This is a genomic window from Actinomadura formosensis NBRC 14204 (assembly GCF_001552155.1).
Lineage (GTDB): Bacteria > Actinomycetota > Actinomycetes > Streptosporangiales > Streptosporangiaceae > Spirillospora > Spirillospora formosensis.
Genome location: NZ_BCQQ01000091.1, coordinates 1 through 19,138 on the forward strand (window position 1 = coordinate 1; position 19,138 = coordinate 19,138).

17 protein-coding genes are annotated in these 19,138 nt (G+C 70.9%); 12 read left to right on the forward strand and 5 right to left on the reverse strand.

Going from position 1 to position 19,138, the window contains the following annotated elements:
- The coding region (locus AF1_RS22165) for an ATP-binding protein (RefSeq protein WP_217999837.1) at nt 1-265 on the forward strand (265 nt) is incomplete at its 5' end.
- 103 nt (nt 266-368) lie between these two features.
- Here AF1_RS22165 and AF1_RS22170 read toward each other — a convergent pair.
- From AF1_RS22170 to gcvPA, 5 genes are read right to left on the reverse strand one after another with little or no spacing between them, the layout of a single operon-like run.
- Nucleotides 369-1,013, reverse strand: a complete 645-nt coding sequence (locus tag AF1_RS22170) for a GntR family transcriptional regulator (protein ID WP_067802524.1) — start codon at nt 1,011-1,013, stop codon at nt 369-371.
- Nucleotides 1,014-1,047: 34 nt separating this feature from the next.
- Entirely contained in the window at nt 1,048-1,806 is a 759-nt protein-coding gene (locus tag AF1_RS22175) for an SDR family NAD(P)-dependent oxidoreductase (RefSeq protein ID WP_131732816.1), read from the reverse strand.
- Nucleotides 1,807-1,820: 14 nt separating this feature from the next.
- On the reverse strand, nt 1,821-2,930 hold the full coding sequence (locus AF1_RS22180) for an ATP-NAD kinase family protein (RefSeq protein ID WP_067802530.1): 1,110 nt from the start codon (nt 2,928-2,930) through the stop codon (nt 1,821-1,823).
- A gap of 7 nt (nt 2,931-2,937) precedes the next feature.
- On the reverse strand, nt 2,938-4,512 hold the full coding sequence (gene gcvPB / locus AF1_RS22185) for an aminomethyl-transferring glycine dehydrogenase subunit GcvPB (RefSeq protein WP_067802533.1): 1,575 nt from the start codon (nt 4,510-4,512) through the stop codon (nt 2,938-2,940).
- Nucleotides 4,509-5,873 (reverse strand): aminomethyl-transferring glycine dehydrogenase subunit GcvPA, encoded by a 1,365-nt coding sequence (gene gcvPA / locus AF1_RS22190; RefSeq protein WP_242608930.1) that lies wholly within the window; start codon nt 5,871-5,873, stop codon nt 4,509-4,511. The genes gcvPB and gcvPA overlap by 4 nt, the downstream gene beginning before the upstream one ends.
- 113 nt (nt 5,874-5,986) lie before the next feature.
- Between gcvPA and AF1_RS22195 the strand changes: the two genes are divergently transcribed.
- From AF1_RS22195 to AF1_RS22245, 11 genes are all read left to right on the forward strand, one after another.
- Complete coding sequence (locus AF1_RS22195; RefSeq protein ID WP_067802536.1) at nt 5,987-7,336, forward strand: ABC transporter substrate-binding protein; 1,350 nt, start codon at nt 5,987-5,989, stop codon at nt 7,334-7,336.
- A gap of 4 nt (nt 7,337-7,340) precedes the next feature.
- The gene (locus AF1_RS22200) at nt 7,341-8,273 is read left to right on the forward strand and encodes a carbohydrate ABC transporter permease (RefSeq protein ID WP_207394134.1); all 933 of its coding nucleotides are present in this window, start codon (nt 7,341-7,343) and stop codon (nt 8,271-8,273) included.
- Nucleotides 8,270-9,115, forward strand: coding sequence for a carbohydrate ABC transporter permease (locus AF1_RS22205; RefSeq protein ID WP_207394135.1), 846 nt, complete (start codon nt 8,270-8,272; stop codon nt 9,113-9,115). The genes AF1_RS22200 and AF1_RS22205 overlap by 4 nt, the downstream gene beginning before the upstream one ends.
- Nucleotides 9,116-9,140: 25 nt before the next feature.
- A complete protein-coding gene (locus AF1_RS22210) occupies nt 9,141-11,153 on the forward strand; it encodes a beta-galactosidase (RefSeq protein WP_067802539.1) in 2,013 nt (670 codons plus the stop codon).
- A 2-nt stretch (nt 11,154-11,155) separates the two neighbouring features.
- Nucleotides 11,156-13,303, forward strand: a complete 2,148-nt coding sequence (locus tag AF1_RS22215; protein WP_067802541.1) for an MGH1-like glycoside hydrolase domain-containing protein — start codon at nt 11,156-11,158, stop codon at nt 13,301-13,303.
- Between the two features lie 180 nt (nt 13,304-13,483).
- Entirely contained in the window at nt 13,484-14,365 is an 882-nt protein-coding gene (locus AF1_RS22220; RefSeq protein WP_242608931.1) for a dihydrodipicolinate synthase family protein, read from the forward strand.
- 236 nt (nt 14,366-14,601) lie between these two features.
- On the forward strand, nt 14,602-15,753 hold the full coding sequence (locus AF1_RS22225) for a branched-chain amino acid ABC transporter substrate-binding protein (protein ID WP_067802549.1): 1,152 nt from the start codon (nt 14,602-14,604) through the stop codon (nt 15,751-15,753).
- 6 nt (nt 15,754-15,759) lie between these two features.
- Complete coding sequence (locus AF1_RS22230; protein WP_067802551.1) at nt 15,760-16,653, forward strand: branched-chain amino acid ABC transporter permease; 894 nt, start codon at nt 15,760-15,762, stop codon at nt 16,651-16,653.
- Nucleotides 16,653-17,648 (forward strand): branched-chain amino acid ABC transporter permease, encoded by a 996-nt coding sequence (locus AF1_RS22235; protein WP_067802559.1) that lies wholly within the window; start codon nt 16,653-16,655, stop codon nt 17,646-17,648. Before AF1_RS22230 ends, AF1_RS22235 begins: the two co-directional genes overlap by 1 nt.
- Nucleotides 17,648-18,445 carry an ABC transporter ATP-binding protein gene (locus AF1_RS22240; protein ID WP_067802562.1) on the forward strand — a complete coding sequence of 266 codons (798 nt, stop codon included), beginning with the start codon at nt 17,648-17,650 and terminating at the stop codon, nt 18,443-18,445. Before AF1_RS22235 ends, AF1_RS22240 begins: the two co-directional genes overlap by 1 nt.
- The gene (locus AF1_RS22245; protein WP_067802566.1) at nt 18,429-19,136 is read left to right on the forward strand and encodes an ABC transporter ATP-binding protein; all 708 of its coding nucleotides are present in this window, start codon (nt 18,429-18,431) and stop codon (nt 19,134-19,136) included. The genes AF1_RS22240 and AF1_RS22245 overlap by 17 nt, the downstream gene beginning before the upstream one ends.
- Nucleotides 19,137-19,138 lie beyond the last annotated feature (2 nt).

Sequence of the window (19,138 nt, forward strand, 5' to 3'; positions counted from 1 at the left end):
GGCGAGTGAGCTGGTCACCAATGCGCTGCGGTACGCGTCCGTGTCGGATGACGATGTGACCTTGCGGTTGGACCGCACCGAGGACGGCGGGCTGTGGATGGAGGTCCAGGACGCCGCCTGCGCTCTGCCGTACGTGCAGGAGGCGGACGCGAGCAGTGAGGCCGGCCGTGGCCTGTTCATCGTGGACCGGCTCGCCCTGTGCTGGGGCGTCCGGCCGCTGGCCGGTAACGCCGGCAAGGTCGTCTTCGCGGTTCTGAACCCGTGAAGACCGCGCGGAGGGGCGGTGGGAGGGGGCCGTCCCTCCGCGCTGCCGTATGCCGGTGCTCAGGGCAGCCGGAACCCGCGTCGCCGCTCTTGGCGGGCGGGGTTCAGCGTTCGGAGAGGCGGGCGAGGATTCTGTCCTTGCCGCTCTCCCAGTTGGCCTTGAGCGCCTCCACGGCGCCCTCGATGTCCGCGGACACCAGGTGCTCGGCGATCCGCTCGTGTTCCTGCGCCGAGCGTTCGAGCATCTCCCAGTCGCCCACCATGACCCGCTCGTAGCGGTGCATGGTGAGCTTCAGCGAGGTGATCAGGTCCATCAGCCGCTCGTTCGGGCAGCCCGACAGCAGCAGATCGTGCCAGGCGTCGTCGTAGCGCTCGATCACCGCGTACTCCGCCTCGGGCGCGGAGAACGCGCGGGCCTCCTCCAGCAGCCGGGGGGCGACCGCGCGGAGATGGCCGGGGTCGGACAGTTCCAGTGCCAGCGACTCCATCGCCGCGACGATCGTGGTGAGGTCCTCGAACTCCTTCGAGCTCATCGGCGCGAACCGGAATCCCTTGCCGCGCTCGCTCAGGATGATCCCCTCGCGCTCCAGGCCGATGAGCGCCTCACGGAGCGGGGTGCGGCTCACGCCCAGTTCGGCGGCCAGCGCCATCTCGTTGATCGGCTGGTCGGGGCCGAACTCGCCCTTGGCCAGCCGTTCTAGGATCTCGTCCTTGATCTGCTCGCGCAGGGGCCGGCGGTCGATCGCCATCCTGTCGCCATCCTCTCCCCGAGTGATCTGCTGATCACGCCGTTCCGGCCCCGTCGACGGGGATGATCGCCCCGCTCACGAACGAGGCGGCGTCGCCCGCAAGGAACGCCACCATGTGCGCGATGTCCACGGGGCGTCCGACCCGGCCGAGCGGACGGTCCGCCGCGTCCGTGTAGAACGCCTCCAGCGAACCGCCGAGCTGGCGGGCCTCCTCGGCGAGCATGCCGGTGTCGGTGTCGCCGGGGCACACGCAGTTGACCCGGATGTTCTGCGGCCCGTGGTCGATCGCCATGGCCCGGGTCATGTTCACCACGGCACCCTTGGACGCGCAGTACGACACGGCCCGCGCGCCGCCCTGGATGCCCCAGCCCGAGCCGGTGTTGATGATACTGCCGCCCCCGGCCGCGGCCATCAACGGTATCGCGGCCCGGCTCATCAACATGATCGATTTGATGTTGACGGCCATCACCAGGTCCCAGTCGTCCTCGCTGATCTCCAGGACGGTGGAGCGGCGGATGATGCCCGCGTTGTTGAACAGGACGTCCAGGCCGCCGAAGGCGTCCCGCGCGGCGGCGACGAACCGCTCGCAGTCGGCCGCGTCGGAGACGTCGCCGCGCACGAAGACCGCCCGGCCGCCGGCGGCCTCGATGGCCTTGGCGACCTGCGCGCCCGCCTCGTCCAGGTCGGCCAGCACGACCTTGGCGCCGAGCTCCGCCATCAGCTCGGCGGTGGCCCGCCCGATGCCGGACGCGGCCCCGGTGACCAGGGCGGTCTTGCCTTCGAGTGAGTTCACGTTTCGTTGTCCTTTCATCGGACGGGGTACATGGCGAACTTGCCGTGCCCGGTCAGCACCGGCAGGTATCCGCGCAGTTCATGGTCGAGGTCCTCGTCGCCGGTGTCGACCAGCAGCGGACGGCCGCCGAGCGAGGCGAGCTTGGCCTCGGTCGCCACGACGACGAACCGGTCCCGGCCGACGGCGCGCAGCACCGCCGGGGAGATCTGCTGGTTGCCGCGGCCGAGCAGGAAGCCCTGACCGCCGATCGGGGTCACCGCGATCCACGCCGGGGACGCCCGGACCAGCGCCTCCAGTTCGGCGGCGGACACGTCCGCCGCCGCGACCCGCCGGTCCCCGGTCAGCACGTTGACGCCCATCACGGGGACGTCGGCGCCGAGCGCGGCGGCGATGGCGCGGGTCGTGCCGCCGGGGCCGAGCACCAGCAGCCCGGACGGCCCCTGCCGGGCGGCGAGTTCGGCGGCGATGCCGGAGACCGCCGACGGGTCGGTGATCGAGCTGCCCATCTTGCGCTGCTGCACGCGCACGGGGATGTCCGGCACCCGCAGATGGCCGTACAGGCGGGCGGAGACCCGGCCGGTGCGGACGGCGTCCTCGTCCAGGTCCATCACCTCGGCCTCCCGGAGCCGCACACCGCCGGCGGCCATCAGCGCGGCCGCCTCCCCGGCGGCGCGCGGGGTGGCCCCGAACACCGCCGAGTGCATCTTCACGCCGGTGGGCACGCCGAGCACGGGAACGGTGAGGCCGACCGCGTCCAGGACGTCGCGCGCCGTCCCGTCCCCGCCGGCGAACAGCAGCAGGTCGACCTGCGGCGCGAGCGCGGTGGCGGCGCGCACGGTGTCGGCGGGGGTGGTCGGGTCGCCGGGCTCGTACCGGACGTCCGGTACGAGCCCGGCGGCGGCCACGGCGTCGGCGCCCATGGCCCCGGCCGCGGTCAGCACGGTGAGCTCGTCGCCGCCGAGCCGGGAACGCAGTTCGGACAGCGCCAGCGCGGCGCGCTCGGAGGCGCGCGGCGTCGCGCCGAGGGCGCGGGCCTTCTCCTGGACGGCCGCGCCGTCGCTGCCCTTGAGCCCGACCCGGCCGCCGAGCCCGGCGACCGGGTTCACCACAAGCCCGAACCTCATCGCGACCTCATGCGCCGAGGATCTTCCTGCGGTAGGCGCGCCAGGTGACCGACCAGGTGGCCGGGTCGTCCTGGACGTCCTCGCGGGCACGGTGCACGGTGGAGCGGTGCGGGGCGGTCCGGACGGTCTCCGGGTCCTCGTACGCCTCGCGGGCCACCTCGGCGAGGATCGCGGCGTACTCGTCCAGGTCGGCCTTGGAGTAGGACTCGGTCGGCTCCAGCGTCATCGGCTCCGGGACGACGAACGGGTGGTGGCTCGTCCAGTAGTGGGTGCCGAAGTCGGCCGCGCGCAGGCCGAGGTCCTCGGAGTGCACGCCGGTCTCCTCGGCGAGCTTCTCCCAGCTGTAGCGGACCTGCTCGATCCGCGGCCGTCCCGGCGCGTACGGCGCCGACGCGCCGCGGATCTCCAGCACCTTCTTCATCAGGTAGTTGTTGTTGAGGACGGCGATCTCCGCCGCCTCCCGCAGCCCGGCACCGCCCAGCGACATGATCCAGGCGTAGGCGCGCACCAGGTTCGGCACGACGCCGTAGAACGGCCTGATCTTCCCGACCGACTCGGGCCTGTCGTCGTCCAGGTAGTAGCGGGTGCCGTCGAACTCGACGGTCGGCGTCGGCAGGTAGGGGGCCAGTGCCTCGGTGACGCCGGAGGCGCCTGCGGCGGGCCCGCCGCAGGCGTGCGGGGTGGAGAACGTCTTGTGCAGGTTGAAGTGGCACAGGTCGAACCCGGCGTCGCGGGCGCGGGTGATGCCGAGGATCCCGTTGGCGTTGGCCTGGTCGTAGGCGCACAGCCCGCCCGCTTCGTGGACGATGCGGACGAACTCCTCGATCCGCGGGTTGAAGAGCCCGGTGTCCTCGGGGTTGGTGATGAGCAGCGCCGCCGTGCGGGGGCCGACGGCCTGCTTGAGCGCCTCGATGTCGGGGTAGCCGTCGGCGTCCGGGTACAGGGTGATGACCTTGAACCCGGCCGTCTTCGCGCAGGCCGCGTTGGAGGGGTGCGAGAAGATCGTGGTGATGATCTCGTCGCGCTGCTCCGCCTCGCCGCGGGCGGCGAAGTAGGCGCGGATCATCGACACGTTGGTGTAGATCGCGGCGGAGCCGGCGCCGGGCTGGAGCGAGAACCGGTCCATGCCGGAGATCTCCCGCAGCAGCCCTTCCAGCCGGTAGATGATCTCCAGGACGCCCTGCACGGTCCGTTCGTCCTGCAGCGGGTGCAGGTCCGCGATCCGCGGGTCGCGGATGAACTGGTCGTTGACCTTGGGGCTGTACTTCATGGTGCAGGTGCCCTGGCCGACGTCGATGTTGAAGTCGACGCCGAGGTTCTCCTGGGACAGCCGCAGGTAGTGCCGGAGCACCTGGGGCTGGGACAGTTCCGGCAGCGCCGGGGGCTCGGCGCGGCGCAGCGCCGCCGGGAGGGTGTCGTCCAGGGGGACGTCGGGCTCGGGCACCAGGACGCCGCGCTCACCGGGGCTGGTCATCTCGAACAGCAGCGGCTCGTCCCAGCTCGCCTGATGGAAGCGGCGCAGCGGCGGCTTCGGGGCGATCTTCGCGTCCGCGGGGGTGACGGGGGAGTGGTCGGTCTTCACTTGACGATCTCCTCCAAGAGGCCGGCCAGGCGGTCGATGTCGTCCTTGGTGTGCATTTCGGTGACGCAGTAGAGGGCCTTGTCCTCCGACAGGACCCTGCCGCCGAAGATGTCGTGTGCGAGCAGCGCCTCGTTGACCTCGGCGGCGGTCCGCGCGCCGGTGAAGGCGAGCGTGAAGTCGGCGAAGTGCGGCGCGTCCGCGTACGGCGCCTCGATGCCGGGCACCTCGGCGAGTCGGCGCAGCGCGTACCGGGTGTTCGCCATGATCGTCTCGCCGATCTCCCGCATTCCCTGCGGTCCCATCAGCGCGAGGTAGACGCCGGCGGTGATGCCGTTGAGCGCGGCGGCGGTGCCGACCCATTCGCGTCCCTCCTCCCGGACGGCGAAGGAGGTGCGCTCGTAGGCGACGTCGCCGAAGCCGTACTCGCCTTCGACGCGGGTGGGCGCGAGCCCGAAGAGCCGGGACGGGTACTCCGCGACGAACTTCTCCTCGTCGCGGGTGGCGATGAAGCCGCCGTTGAGCCCGCCGTAGGCCATGTGCAGGCCGAGCGGCTGGATGTCGCCGCAGACGATGTCGGCCCCGTAGGCGGACGGCGGCGCCACGACCCCGAGCGAGATGGGGTTGCAGCCGACGACGTACAGCGCCCCGGCGTCGTGGGCGAGGCCGGCGAGCGACGTCAGCGCGGGGTCGATGATCCCCGAGGCCGAGGGCGCCTCGGCGTACACGGCCGCGACGTCGCCGGCGGCCAGTTCGGCCTGGACGGCCGCGGTGTCCACCAGCCCGGTGTCCGGGTCGACCGGCACGATCACCAGGTCGTGGACGGGCCGGACATAGTCGTCGATCTTGGAGAGCTTGCCGGGGTCGATGGCCGTGACGAGCAGCAGCCGCCGGGCGCCGGTGATCCGGCCCGCCATGCGCAGCGCGGTGGCGGACGCCTGGTAGCCGTCGTAGACCGGGACGTTCACGACGTCCATCTCCAGCAGCTCGCCCATGAGGGACTGGTACTCCCAGAGCGCCTGGAAGCGGCCGTGGTCCTCGTAGGGCTCACCCGCGTAGGCGGTGAGGAACTCGCTGCGGTTGACGACCTCGTCCACCACGGCGGGGACGTAGTGCGGGTAGCAGCCCGCACCAAGGAAGCTCAGGGCCTCCCGGGTGCCGGTGTTGCGGGCCAGCAGCCCGCCGACATGCCGGGTCAGCTCGGCCTCCGAACGCAGCGGGGGCGGCATGTCGAGCGGGCGGCCGAACCGGATGCTCTCGGGGATGTCCGCGTAGAAATCCTCGACGCTGGACGCGCCGATCGCGGCGAGCATCTGCCGTTTGATCTCCGGCACGGAGTTCGGGATGTACGGGTGAACGCTCACGCGCGCCCTCACTTTCTCGGGTTCCTCGGGTTTTCCTGCCCCGCCCTCTTGACGAGAACACATGATGCAGTGTGCTGTATACAGCATTATCCAGATCCACCTGGGGAGGCAAGATGGCGACGAACCCCGAACGGGCGAGTCTCGGACGCCGGACCGTCCTGACCGCCGGAGTCGCCGGAGTGTTCTCGGCACTGCTCGGTGCGAGCGGCTGCGCCACCGGAGGCACCGCCAAGAAGGCGGGCCCGACGCTGAGCGCGGGCGCGGCGGCCGAGATCAAGGGAAAGATCAGCGTCTGGTCGTGGGACGTGGCGGCCAAGGCGCTCAAGCGGCTGGCCCCGGCCTTCGAGCAGCGCCATCCCGGGACGAGCGTCGAGATCGTCGACATCGGCTACGACAACGCCTACGACAAGATCACCGTCGGGCTGAAGTCGGGGAAGGGCCTGCCGGACGTCCTCACCATCGAGGGCAGCAGGCTGCCGGGCTACATCGGCGTCTTCCCGGGCGGCCTGTACGACCTGACCTCGCTCGCCGGCCCCCACAAGGCCGAGTTCGCCCCCTCCGCGTGGAAGTACTCCAGCGACGCGCAGGGCAAGGTCTTCGCGCTGCCCTGGGACAGCGGGCCGTGCGCCCTCTACTACCGCGCCGACATGTTCGAGAAGGCCGGGGTCGACCCGAACAGCATCGCGACCTGGGACGACTACGTCAGCGCGGGGGAGCGCATCAAGGCCAAGACCGGCAAGAAGCTCCTCATCATGGACCCCCAGGAGGACAGCATGTTCCCCATGCTGCTCCAGCAGCAGGGGCAGAGGTACTTCCGGGACGGGAAGGTCGCCCTCTCCAGCGAGCAGGCCGTCCGCGCCGGGACGCTGCTCAAGACGCTCGCCGACAAGGACCTGATCGCCTTCGAGAAGGGCTGGGACGGCCTGGTCGCCGGGACCAAGGCGGGCAAGGCCGCCACCACCCCCTACGCCGTCTGGTGGGCGGGCACGCTCACCGACGAGATGCCGGAGCTCAAGGGCAAGTTCGGCGTCGTGCCGCTGCCCGCGTTCGACGCCGGCGGGGTGCAGACATCCAACGACGGCGGCTCGACGCTCGCGGTCAGCGGCCACAGCACGAACGCGCGGGCGGCCTGGGCGTTCATCGAGTTCGCCCTCGCCGACACCGCCAACCAGGTGTCCATGCTGAAGAACGAGGGGCTGTTCCCCGCCTACCTGCCCGCGCTGAAGGACCCGTTCGTGACCGCCCCGCAGCCCTACTTCGGGGACCGGCCCGTCTTCAAGACCTTCGCGGAACTGGCGGACAAGGTGCCCTCGGTCGAGGACTCCAAGGACGACCCGAAGGCGCGGGACATCATGTGGCGCTCCGTCTCCGGCATCCTCCTGCACGACGACGACCCCAAGAAGGCCCTGGACTCGGCGGCCAAGCAGGTCGCCGCCGGGACCGGCCGGGCGATCGCCGGGTGACGCGGTGGCCGTCGATGTGACAGAGCGGGAGACCGGCGCCGGCACGGCGGCACGCGCGGGGGCCGCGCCGCGCCGGTGGTGGCGCCGGTCCACCCCGTGGATCTTCGCGGGCCCGGCGGCGGCGCTGCTGGTGTTCTTCTTCGCCTATCCGCTGGTGGCCGGCTTCTACCAGAGCTTCACCGCCGACCGCGACGGCGCGACGACCTGGGTCGGGATCGCCCAGTACCGCCGGATGATGTCGGACCCGGTCTTCTGGGCGGCGCTGCGCAACACCGGGCTGATCCTCATCGTCCAGGTCCCGGTCATGATCGGGCTGGCGCTGCTGCTGGCCTTCGGGCTGAACCAGTCCTGGCTGCGGTTCCGCTCGACGTTCCGCATCGCCTACTTCCTGCCCGCGGTCACCATGCTGGTCGCCTACTCGGTGGTGTTCCGCGTCCTGCTCAAGACCGACGGCGGGCTGGTCAACCAGATGCTGACCGCGGTGGGCCTGTCCGAGATCGACTGGCTGAACAGCCCCGGCTGGGCGCGGCTGGCGCTGATCGGCTCGATCACCTGGCGCTGGACCGGCTACAACGCGGTCATCCTGCTGGCCGGGCTGCAGACGATCGGCCGGGAGCAGTACGAGGCGGCGGCCATCGACGGCGCCGGGGCCGTCACCACGTACCTGCGGGTGATCCTGCCGCAGTTGCGTCCCGTCATCCTCTTCTGCTCGGTGACATCGACGATCGGGACGCTCCAGCTCTTCGACGAGAACTACGTGCTGACCGGCGGCGGGCCGGGCAACGCCACCATGACGCCCGTCCTCTACCTCTACAAGGTCGGCTTCGAGCAGCTCGACTTCGGCTACGCGGCCGCCCTCGCGTGGGTGATCGTCGTGGTCATCGGGCTGATCTCCTACGCCCAGTTCCGCTTCTTCGGAAGGGACTCATCCCGGTGAACCACATCGCGAGGGGGACGGGTCGCCTCCGGCCGGGCCGGGTGCTCTTCGTGCTGCTGCTCCTGGTCGGCGCGGTGATCAGCACGGCACCGTTCTACTGGATGGTGGTGGCCTCCACCCACGACAACTCCGAGCTGTTCCAGTCCCCGCCGCCGTTCATGCCGGGCGGCCGGTTCATGCACAACCTGGTGGAGCTGGAGCACAGCATCGGCTTCGGCCGGGTCATGTTCAACAGCGCCGGTATCGCCGTCGTCTACACCGTGCTCAGCTCGCTGATCTCCGCGATGTGCGGGTACGCGCTGGCCAAGTACCGGTTCCGGGGACGGGGGCTGCTGCTCGGCGCCGTGCTCGCGACCATGATGATCCCGTTCCAGGTGCTGCTCGTCCCGCTGTTCCAGATGATGGCGAGCCTGGGCTGGGTCGACACCTACCAGGCGGTGGTCCTGCCGTTCCTGGCCAACTCGTTCGGCATCTTCCTGATGCGCCAGGCGTTCCTCGGCTTCCCGGACGAGCTGATCGAGTCGGCCCGCATCGACGGCGCGGGGGACCTGCGCATCTTCTACCAGGTCGTCCTGCCGGTGGTGCGGCCCCAGCTCGGCGCGCTGGTCATCTTCACCTTCATGACGCAGTGGAACGCCTTCCTGTGGCCGCTGCTGATGCTCAACAGCGAGGACAAGTACACCGTGCCGGTCGCGCTGTACACGCTCATCGGGCAGAGCCACGTCGACTACGCGGGGCTGATCCTCGGCTCGTTCCTGGCGACGCTGCCGCTCATGTTGATCTTCTTCCTGTTCCAGAAACAGTTCGTGTCCGGCTTGCTGGGAGGAGCGGTCAAGGGATGAGCGAAGCGAACCGGGGGGTGCGGGGATGAGCGGACCCACGCGTGTGCCGGGGTTGCTGTACGGGGGCGACTACAACCCCGAGCAGTGGTCCGAGGAGGTCTGGGCGGAGGACGTCCGGCTGATGAAGGACGCCGGGGTCAACCTGGTGACGGTCGGCGTGTTCTCCTGGGCCCGGCTGCAGCCGGGCCCGGACACCTGGGACTTCGGCTGGCTGGACCGGCTGCTGGACCTGCTCGCCGCGCACGGCGTCGCCGCCGACCTGGCCACCGCGACCGCGTCGCCGCCCGCCTGGCTGGTCCGCGCCCATCCGGAGATCCTGCCCGTCACCGCGGACGGCGTCCGGCTGGAGTTCGGGTCCCGCCAGCACTACTGCCCTTCCTCACCGGTCTACCGGGAGTCGGCGACGCGGCTGGCCCGCAAGATCGCCGAGCGGTACCGCGACCATCCGGCGGTCGTCCTGTGGCACATCCACAACGAGTACGGCGACCACGTGACCGAGTGCTTCTGCGCCGCGTCCGCCGCCGACTTCCGGCACTGGCTGCGGGACCGGTACGGCGATCTCGCGGCGCTGAACCGCGCCTGGGCGACCGACTTCTGGTCCCAGCGCTACGGCCGGTGGGACGAGATCGAGCCGCCGCGCGCCGCCCCCGGCCCGGTGAACCCGACCCAGGTGCTCGACTGGCGCAGGTTCTGCTCCGACGCGCTGCTCGCCTGCTACCTGGCGGAGAAGGCCGTCCTGGACGAGGACGGCGGCGGCATCCCGGTGACGACGAACTTCATGTCGATGTTCAAGTCGCTGGACTACTGGGCGTGGGCGGCGCACGAGGACGTCGTGTCCGACGACGCCTACCCCGACCCGGCCGACCCGGAGGCGCACGTCGCCGCCGCGATGAACTACGACCTGATGCGCTCGCTGAAGGCGGGGCGGCCGTGGCTGCTCATGGAGCAGGCGCCGTCGGCGGTGAGCTGGCGGCCGGTCAACGTGCCGAAGACGCCCGAGCTGAGCCGGCTGTGGTCCTTCCAGGCGGTGGCGCGCGGCGCGGACGGGGTCCTGCACTTCCAGTGGCGGGCGTCGCGCGCCGGAGCCGAGAAGTACCACAGCGCGCTCCTGCCGCACCGCGGCACCGGCTCGCCGCAGTGGGACCGGACCGTGCGCCTCGGACGCGACCTCACCCGGCTCGCCGAGATCGCGGGCACCCGGCTCACCGCCGATGTCGCGATCGTCCTGGACTGGGACTCCTGGTGGGCACTGGAGTTGGAGGACCACCCGTCGTCCAGGCTTCTGCTCCGGGAGCTCACGCTGTCCTGGTACGGCACCGCGTACGTGCGGAACGTGACCGTCGACTTCGTCCCTCCGGGCGCGGACCTGACGTCGTACCGGGTCGTCCTGCTGCCGAACCTCTACCTGACGACCGACGCGACGGCCGCGTGGCTCACCTCGTACGTCGCGGACGGCGGGCGGCTGGTCTGCGGCTTCTTCAGCGGCATCGTCAATGAGCACGACCACGTGCATCTGGGCGGCTACCCGGCACCGCTGCGGGACGTGCTCGGCGTCGTGGTGGACGAGTTCTGGCCCGTCCCCGACGACGCGTCCGTCGACGTGGTGTTCGGTGACCGCCGGGTTCCGGCGACGCTGTGGAGCGAGTGGCTGGAGACCGGCACGGCGGAGACCGTGGCGGGGTACGGCTCCGGGCCGCTCACCGGCCGCCCGGCGGTCACCCGGAACGCGCACGGGGCCGGCCGGGCCTGGTATGTGAGCTGCCATCTGGGCGACGCCCTCGGGCATGTGCTGGACGAGGTGTTCGCCGACGCGGGCGTCCGCCCGGTGCTCGACGTCCCGGCCGGCGTCGAGGCCACCCGCCGCGACGGGCCCGGCGCGTCCTTCCTCTTCCTGCTCAACCATCGCGACGCCGGCACCGAACTGCCCGTCCCGGACGGCATCGACCTGCTGACCGGCACCGCCCTGCGGGGAACGCTGCGGCTGCCCCCGCTCGGGGCGGCGGTGCTCAAGACGACCCACCCCCAACCCGAGAGGTGATCATGCGGAGATCACTGCACACCCTGGCCGGGCTGACGCTCGGCTCCACCCTCCTCGTCACCGCCCTTCCCGCGCCCGCCGAGGCGGGTCCCCGGCCGGACCAGTACACCGACGTCCTCGACATGCACGGCGTCCCCTCCAACGCGCTGCCCGCCGAGGTCAACGAGATCAACGTGTTCGCCGACCGCGGCGCGTGGCACGCCTACGCCCTGCCGGGACAGGGCGACAAGGACGCCTACGGCGGGTTCTCCGGGCCGCTCTACATCGCCCAGGAGTACCCGTGGTGGCTGAGCAAGGCGTTCAGCCGCATCCGGCTGAGCGAGAACGGCCGGGACATCGACCTCGGCGCCGCCGGCGCGCCCCGCCTCACCGCGCTTCCCGGGATGCTGCGGCAGGTCTACGACCTGCCCGGCCTGCGGCTCACGCTGGAACTGCGCTTCGCCTCCGGGCACAGCGCGCTCGTGCGCGCCTACGTCGCCAACACCGCAACCAGCCCCCGGACGTTGCAGGTCGGCTGGAGCGGATCGCTGCTGCGCCCCGACACCGAGCCGATGAAGAGCGCGCCGTCCCTGCACGCCACCGCGCGCGGCGTCGCGGTCGGTTTCGCCCGGGTGCGCGAGCAGTGGGACTACCTCACCGACGGCACCGAAAGGTTCGAGGTCACCCACGCCGCCCCGGTCCGCACCACCGTCACCGGGGACTCCTACCGCACCGACCTGGCCCGGCCGCTCACCGTCGCGGCGGGCCGCTCGTCCGCGCTCACCTGGACCGAGACCTACACCTTCACCGCCGCCGAACGCGAGCGGGAGGCCCCGGCCGTCCGGAACCTGCTGCGGCGCCCCGGCGTGGCGATCGACGACACGGACGCGCGCTGGCGCCGGTACGTCGCCGCCGTCACGGACGACGTGCCCGCCGGACGGCGGCGGCTCGCGGTGAAGGCCCTGGAGACCCTGGTCACCAACTGGCGCGGCCCGGCCGGGCGGCTGGAACACGGCGGCATCACGCCGTCCATCTCCTACAAGTGGTTCACCGGCGGTTTCTGGGCCTGGGACACCTGGAAGCAGGCGGTCGGCGTCGCCCGCTTCGACCCCGCGCTCGCCGAGTCGCAGATCAGGTCGATGTTCGACCACCAGATCACGCCGGACTCGGCGACCCGGCCGCAGGACGCGGGGATGATCCCCGACTGCCTCTTCTACAACGATCCCGCCCGCGGCGGCGGCAACTGGAACGAGCGCAACACCAAGCCGCCGCTGGCCGCCTGGGCGGTCTGGGAGACCTACCGGCGGAACGGGGACGTCGGGTTCCTGCGCGAGATGTACCCGAAGCTGGTCGCCTACCACGACTGGTGGTACCGCACCCGGGACCACGACCACGACGGCCTGGCCGAGTACGGGGCGACCGTCGATCCGGCCAACGCCACCCCCGAGGACCGCCGGCAGGCCGCCGCGTGGGAGAGCGGCATGGACAACGCTCCCCGCTTCGACGCCGCCCTCGGTACCGGGGTCGTGGAGAACCGGGACGCCGCCGGACGTGTCGTCGGTTACTCGCTGAACCAGGAGTCCGTCGACCTCAACGCCTACCTCGCCGCCGAGAAGGGGTACCTCGCGGCGATCGCGCGGCGGCTCGGGGACGGGGCGGCGTCCCGGCGGCTGACCGCGCAGGCGCGGACGCTGACCACGGCGATCCGGACGTCGATGTACGACCCGGAGACCGGGTTCTTCTACGACATCGACCTCGCGTCGGGCCGGCGCCTCGTGGACCGGGGCCGCGGCATCGAAGGCGCCATCCCGCTGTGGGCGGGCGTCGCGACCGGGCAGCAGGCCGCCGCCGTCCGCGGCAGGCTGACCGACCCGGGCGAGTTCGCCACCGCGATGCCCTTCCCGACGGTGTCGAAGAGCTCGCCGTACTTCGCCCCGGAGAAGTACTGGCGCGGCCCCGTCTGGCTCGACCAGGCGTACTTCTCACTGAAGGGCCTGCAAAGGTACGGCTACGGCGCCGACGCGTCCGCTCTGGCCGGCCGCCTGCGCGGTTCGGCGGCGGGCCTGCTCGGCGATGGGCCGATCATGGAGAACTACAACCCGCTGACGGGCGCGGCCCTGAACTCCACCAACTTCAGTTGGTCGGCGGCGTTGCTGCTCGCCTTGGAGTGACGGTCTGACCTGAAAGGGCGTCCCGCCGGGCCTTCTGGTGCCCGTGGCGGGGCGCCCTTCGCGGCGTTCCCTCCCACCCCCCTTCCTGACCTGCAGAAAAAGATGTGTTAGGCGCCCTCAACCCCTTGACGGGAGCAATGTCCGGATTGTGCAATGTCACATGCCATACGGAGGGACGACATGAAATCCTGGCACGGCGTCATCGTTGCCACCGCATTGCCTTTGCGCGACGACCTTACGGTCGACTACGAGCGTTACGCGGAACACGTCCGCTGGTTGCTGGACGAGGGCTGCGACGGTGTATGCCCGAACGGGTCGCTGGGGGAGTACCAGAGCCTGACGCCCGAGGAGCGGGCGCAGGTGGTGCGGACGGCCGTCGAGGTCGCGGGGGGCGACCGGGTGATCCCCGGAGTCGCCGCCTACGGTGCCACCGAGGCGCGGCGCTGGGCCGAGCAGGCCGCCGAGGCGGGGGCGGGCGGCGTCCTGCTGCTGCCGCCGAACGCCTACCGCGCGGACGATCACATCACGGAGGCGCACTTCGCCGAAGTGGCCCGTGCCGGCCTTCCGATCATCGGCTACAACAACCCGCACGACACCCGGGTCGACCTGACCCCGCCGCTCCTGGCGCGGCTCTATGAGGCCGGCCACATCGTGGCGGTCAAGGAGTTCAGCGGCGATGTGCGCCGCGCCTACCAGATCGCCGAGATGGCACCCGGCCTCGACCTGCTGATCGGCGCGGACGACGTCGCCCTCGAACTCGCCCTGGCGGGCGCCAAGGGCTGGATCGCGGGCTTCGCGAACGCGCTGCCGCGGGCGTCGGTCGCGCTCTACCGGGCCGCCCTGGACGGCGACCTGGACAAGGCGCGGGCGATGTACCGGACGATGCATCCGCTGCTGCGCTGGGACTCCCGGACGGAGTTCGTGCAGGCGATCAAGTTCTCCATGGACCTCGTCGGGCGGTACGGCGGACCCTGCCGCGCCCCCCGGCTGCGGCTGGCTCCGGAACAGGAGAAGGCCGTGCGAGCCGCCACGGAGGCGGCGGCGCCCCTGGAGGGGCGCTGAACATACCGGACTCCGGTTCCGGACCATAACCGAAACCGCTGTCGAACACGGGAAACCCCCCGACGCGACGGCCGACCGGGAGAGCCCGACCGGGCGACCTCCCAGCGCGCACCCCTGCTCGAAGCGCACAGCTGACGCGTCCACGCCGCGGCTGACGTCGCCGACCGGCACGTCCGCCTCATCCGGCGTCCCCGAAACACCTCAACCAGCCCTACCTCTGAAGGGGGAAGATCCCGATGAAGAAGATCGCACTAGGCGCCGTCCTGGGGGCGGCGACCCTCGCCGTGTCCGCCTGTGGCCAGGGAGTCCTCGGCTCCGACAAGACCGACGACTCGGGCCCGATCGCGCTCGGCATGGTGGTCCCGCTGTCGGGCAGCAGCGCCGACATCGGCCCGTACATGAAGAACGGCGCGCAGATGGCCATCGACGAGATCAACGCCAAGGGCGGTGTTGACGGACGCAAGCTGCAACTGCGGGTCGAGGACGGCGCCTGCGACCCGAAGACCGAGGTCGCCGCGGCCAACAAGCTGATCGCCGCGAAGATCGCCGTCTCGGTCGGCGGTTACTGCTCGGGCTCCGCGCTGCCGACCCTTCCGCTGTTCGACCGCAACAAGATCCCGATGATCATTCCCGCGGCCAACTCCACCGAACTGGTCGAGCAGAAGCTCAAGCACGTCTTCCTGATCAACGGCACCGGCGACCAGCAGGCCGCGGCGGCGGTGAGCTGGATGGGCAAGGACGGCGCCAAGAAGGTCGCCGTCCTGCACGACAACACGTCCTACTCCAAGGACATCGCGACCCGGACCGCCACCGGCCTCGACCAGCCCGGCGGGCCCGACAAGGCGGCGCTGGACGCCGTCACCCCGGGCGAGAGCGACTACTCCGCCAACATCGCCAGCGTGCTCAAGACCAAGCCCGACTTCGTCTACTGGACCGGCTACTACCAGGAGGGCGGGCTGATCCTGCGGCAGCTCCGGCAGGCCGGTTACACCGGCAAGTTCATGGTGGGGGACGGCTCGGTCGACGCCAAGCTCATCAAGATCGCCGGAGACAAGGCGGCGGAGGGCGCCTACGCCACGATGACGCAGACCCCCGACACGATCGAGGGCGCGGGCGGCTGGGTGGCCAACTACAAGAAGAAGTTCGGCGCGGAGCCGGGCCCGTACTCGACCCAGTCCTACGACGCGGTCCGGGTGGCCGCCGAGGGCATCACCAAGGCCGGCGGCACCGACGGTGACAAGGTCGCGAAGGCACTGGAAGCCATCGACGGGTTCCCGATCTTCTCGGGCCCGCTCAAGTTCACCCCGCAGCACACGCTCAGCAACGGAGGTTTTGTGATCCTGGTGGTCAAGAACGGAGCCTTCACGCTGCGCGACGCACTGAAGTAGGAGACTATGTCGCAGCTGATCTGGAACGGGCTGTTCGTCGGTTCCTTCTATGCGCTGGTCGCCCTCGGCTACACCATGGTCTACGGGATCATCAAGCTGCTCAACTTCGCCCACGGCGACCTGTACATGCTCGGAGCGTTCACCGGGTTCGCCATGCTCGGCGCCATGGGCGGCCTGGTGCGCTCCTCCTCCCTGGTGGCACTGCTCGTCGTGCTCGTGCTGACCATGGTCACCACCGGGCTGGGCGGCCTGGTCATCGAACGGGTGGCCTACCGCCCGCTGCGGGGGATGCCCCGGCTGTCGCTCCTGATCACCGCGGTCGGCGCGTCCTTCGCGCTGGAGTACGGGACGAGGATCGCGGCCGGGCCCAACCCGCGGGTCTACCCGGTGCGGCTGGACGGCGCCGCCGTCGACGTGCTGGGCGCCCGGGTGACGATGCAGCAGCTCGTGCTGATGGCCGTCTCGGCCGCGCTGATGGTGGCGCTCGCGGTGTTCATCGGGCGGACCCAGCAGGGCCGGGCGATGCGGGCGATCGCGCTCGACCCGAAGGCGTGCCTGCTGATGGGCATCAACGTGGACGCGATCATCGCCCGCACGTTCTTCATCGGTTCCGCGATGGCCGGGGCGGCGGGCGTGATGGCCGGCGGCTACTACGGGAAGATCGATTTTCTGATGGGGTTCATCATCGGCCTCAAAGCGTTCACCGCCGCCGTCATCGGAGGCATCGGCAACGTCCCCGGCACCATGCTGGGGGCCCTGGTACTGGGGCTGCTGGAGTCGTTCGGCACCCACTGGGTGGGCGGCGAGTGGCGGGACGTCTTCGCGTTCGGCTTCCTCATCCTCTTCCTCACCGTGCGGCCGACCGGGCTGCTCGGTGAGCGGGTTACGGAGCGTGTGTGATGACGGCCGTGCCGGACCGGGCGAAACGTCCCGGACCCACCATCGTCACGCGGCTCATGGAGAACCGCCATCTCGGCTGGGCGGCCCTGGCGGTGGGCCTCGTCGCCCCGTTCGTCATCGCGACGCCGTACGCGATGAACATCATGACCAGCGCGGTGATCTTCGTGATGCTCGCGGTCGGGCTGAACATCGTGGTCGGCTACTGCGGCCTGCTCGACCTCGGGTTCGCCGCGTTCTTCGCGGTCGGCGCCTACACCAGCGGCCTGCTGGCCACCCGGCTGAGCTGGCCGCTGCTCGCGACCGTGCCCGCCGTGATCATCGCCACGGCGCTCGCGGGGGTCATCATCGGCGGGCCGACGCTCCGGTTGCGCAGCGACTACCTCGCGATCGTGACCCTCGGTTTCGGGGAGATCGTCCGCATCATCGCCAACAACCTGGAGGTCACCGGCGGGCCGTCCGGCATCTACGGCATCCCGGGGCTGTTCGGTGCCGAGGCCGCCGACCCGGTGGTGTTCTACTACGCGGCACTGGTCATCGTCGCGGTGGCGGTCCTGCTCGCCGCCCGGCTGGGGCGGTCGCGGCTCGGCCGCGCGTGGCGGTTCGTCCGGGAGGACGAGGACGCCGCCGAGGCCATGGGCGTCCACACCTACCGGATCAAGATGGCCGCCTACATCGCCGGGGCGATCTGGGGCGGGCTCGCGGGCGTGCTGTTCGCCGCGCAGCTCTCGGCCATCTCCCCGGCGAGCTTCACGTTCCTGCAGTCGGCGCTGGTGCTGATGGCGGTCGTGCTCGGCGGCATGGGCTCCACCCCCGGCGTGGTCATCGGCGCCGTCGTGATCAGCCTGCTGCCCGAGATCCTGCGCGACCTGGCCGACTACCGGTTCTTCGTGTTCGGGGTCCTGCTGATCGTGATGATGATCGTCCGTCCGCAGGGGCTGTGGCCGCACCGGTCACGGGAGACCGCCCGGACCGCGGCCCGATCGGGGGAGTCGTAATGCTCGAAGTCAGCGATCTGCGGCTCGCCTTCGGCGGCGTCCGTGCGGTCGACGGCCTCACCTTTCAGGTCGGCGCGAACGAGATCGTGTCCGTCATCGGCCCCAACGGCGCGGGCAAGACCTCCGCGTTCAACTGCGTCACCGGCTTCTACCGTCCGACCGGCGGCCGGATCACGCTGAACGGGACCGACATCACCGGCCGCCGGCCATCGCTGATCGCCGCGCGGGGGCTGTCGCGCACCTTCCAGAACCTGCGGGTCTTCGGTGACCTGTCCGTGCTGGACAACGTGCGGGCCGGTACCCACCTCTGGCTGCGGCAGCGGGTCTTCGACGTGCTGCTGCACACCCCCCGCTACCGGCGCAGCGAGCAGGAGGCCACCGACGAGGCGCACAAGTGGCTCGACTTCGTCGGGCTCCGCGGCGACCGGGCCGGGCTGGTGCGGAACCTGCCGTACGGCGAGCAGCGCCGGGTCGAGATCGCGCGGGCGCTGGCCCGCAGGCCGTCCCTGCTGCTGCTCGACGAGCCCGCCGCCGGGCTCAACCATTCGGAGAAGGCCGAACTGCTCGGCCTGATCCAGCGGATCCGTGACCTCGGCATCGCCATCGCGCTCATCGAGCACGACATGGGCCTGGTCATGGAGGTCTCCGACCGGATCGTCGTCCTGGACTACGGCAAGGAGATCGCCGACGGCACCCCGGCCGAGGTCCGCGACAATCCGGCGGTGATCGAGGCATACCTCGGGCGGGAGGCCGGCCCGGAGGAGACCGAGGAGGTGCGCGGTGCTCGAACTGACTGACCTGAAGGTGAACTACGGCGGCGTGACCGCGTTGCGCGGCCTGTCGCTCACCGTCCGGGAAGGCGAGACCGTCGCCCTGCTGGGCAACAACGGCGCCGGGAAGACCACGACCCTGTCCGCCATCTCGGGCCTGGTCCGCCTGGCCGGCGGCGACATCAAGTACCAGGGGGAGTCGGTGGCCGGGGAGCCGCCGCCCGCGATCGTGGCGCGCGGCCTGGTGCACGTGCCCGAGGGGCGGCGGATCTTCAGCACCCTGACCGTGCACGAGAACCTGCTGCTCGGCGGGTACCTGGTGCGGGACGGCAAGGAACTGGCCAGGCGGCTGGAGCGGGTCTACGAGCTGCTGCCCCGGCTCGCCGAGCGGCGCGGGCAGGAGGGCGGCACGCTCTCCGGCGGCGAGCAGCAGATGCTGGCCATCGGCCGGGCGCTGGTCGCCGGGCCGAAGCTGCTGATGCTCGACGAGCCGTCCATGGGCCTCGCGCCCCTCGTCGTCGCCGCGGTCATGGAGGTCATCCACGACATCAGCGCGGAGGGGACGGCGGTCCTGCTGGTGGAGCAGAACGCCAGGGCGGCGCTCGAGATCGCCCAGCGCGGGTACGTGATCGAGAACGGCCGCTGCACCCTGGAAGGGCCGGCCGCCGAACTGTCCGCCGATCCACGCGTGGTGGAGGCGTACCTGGGCAAGGTCTGAGC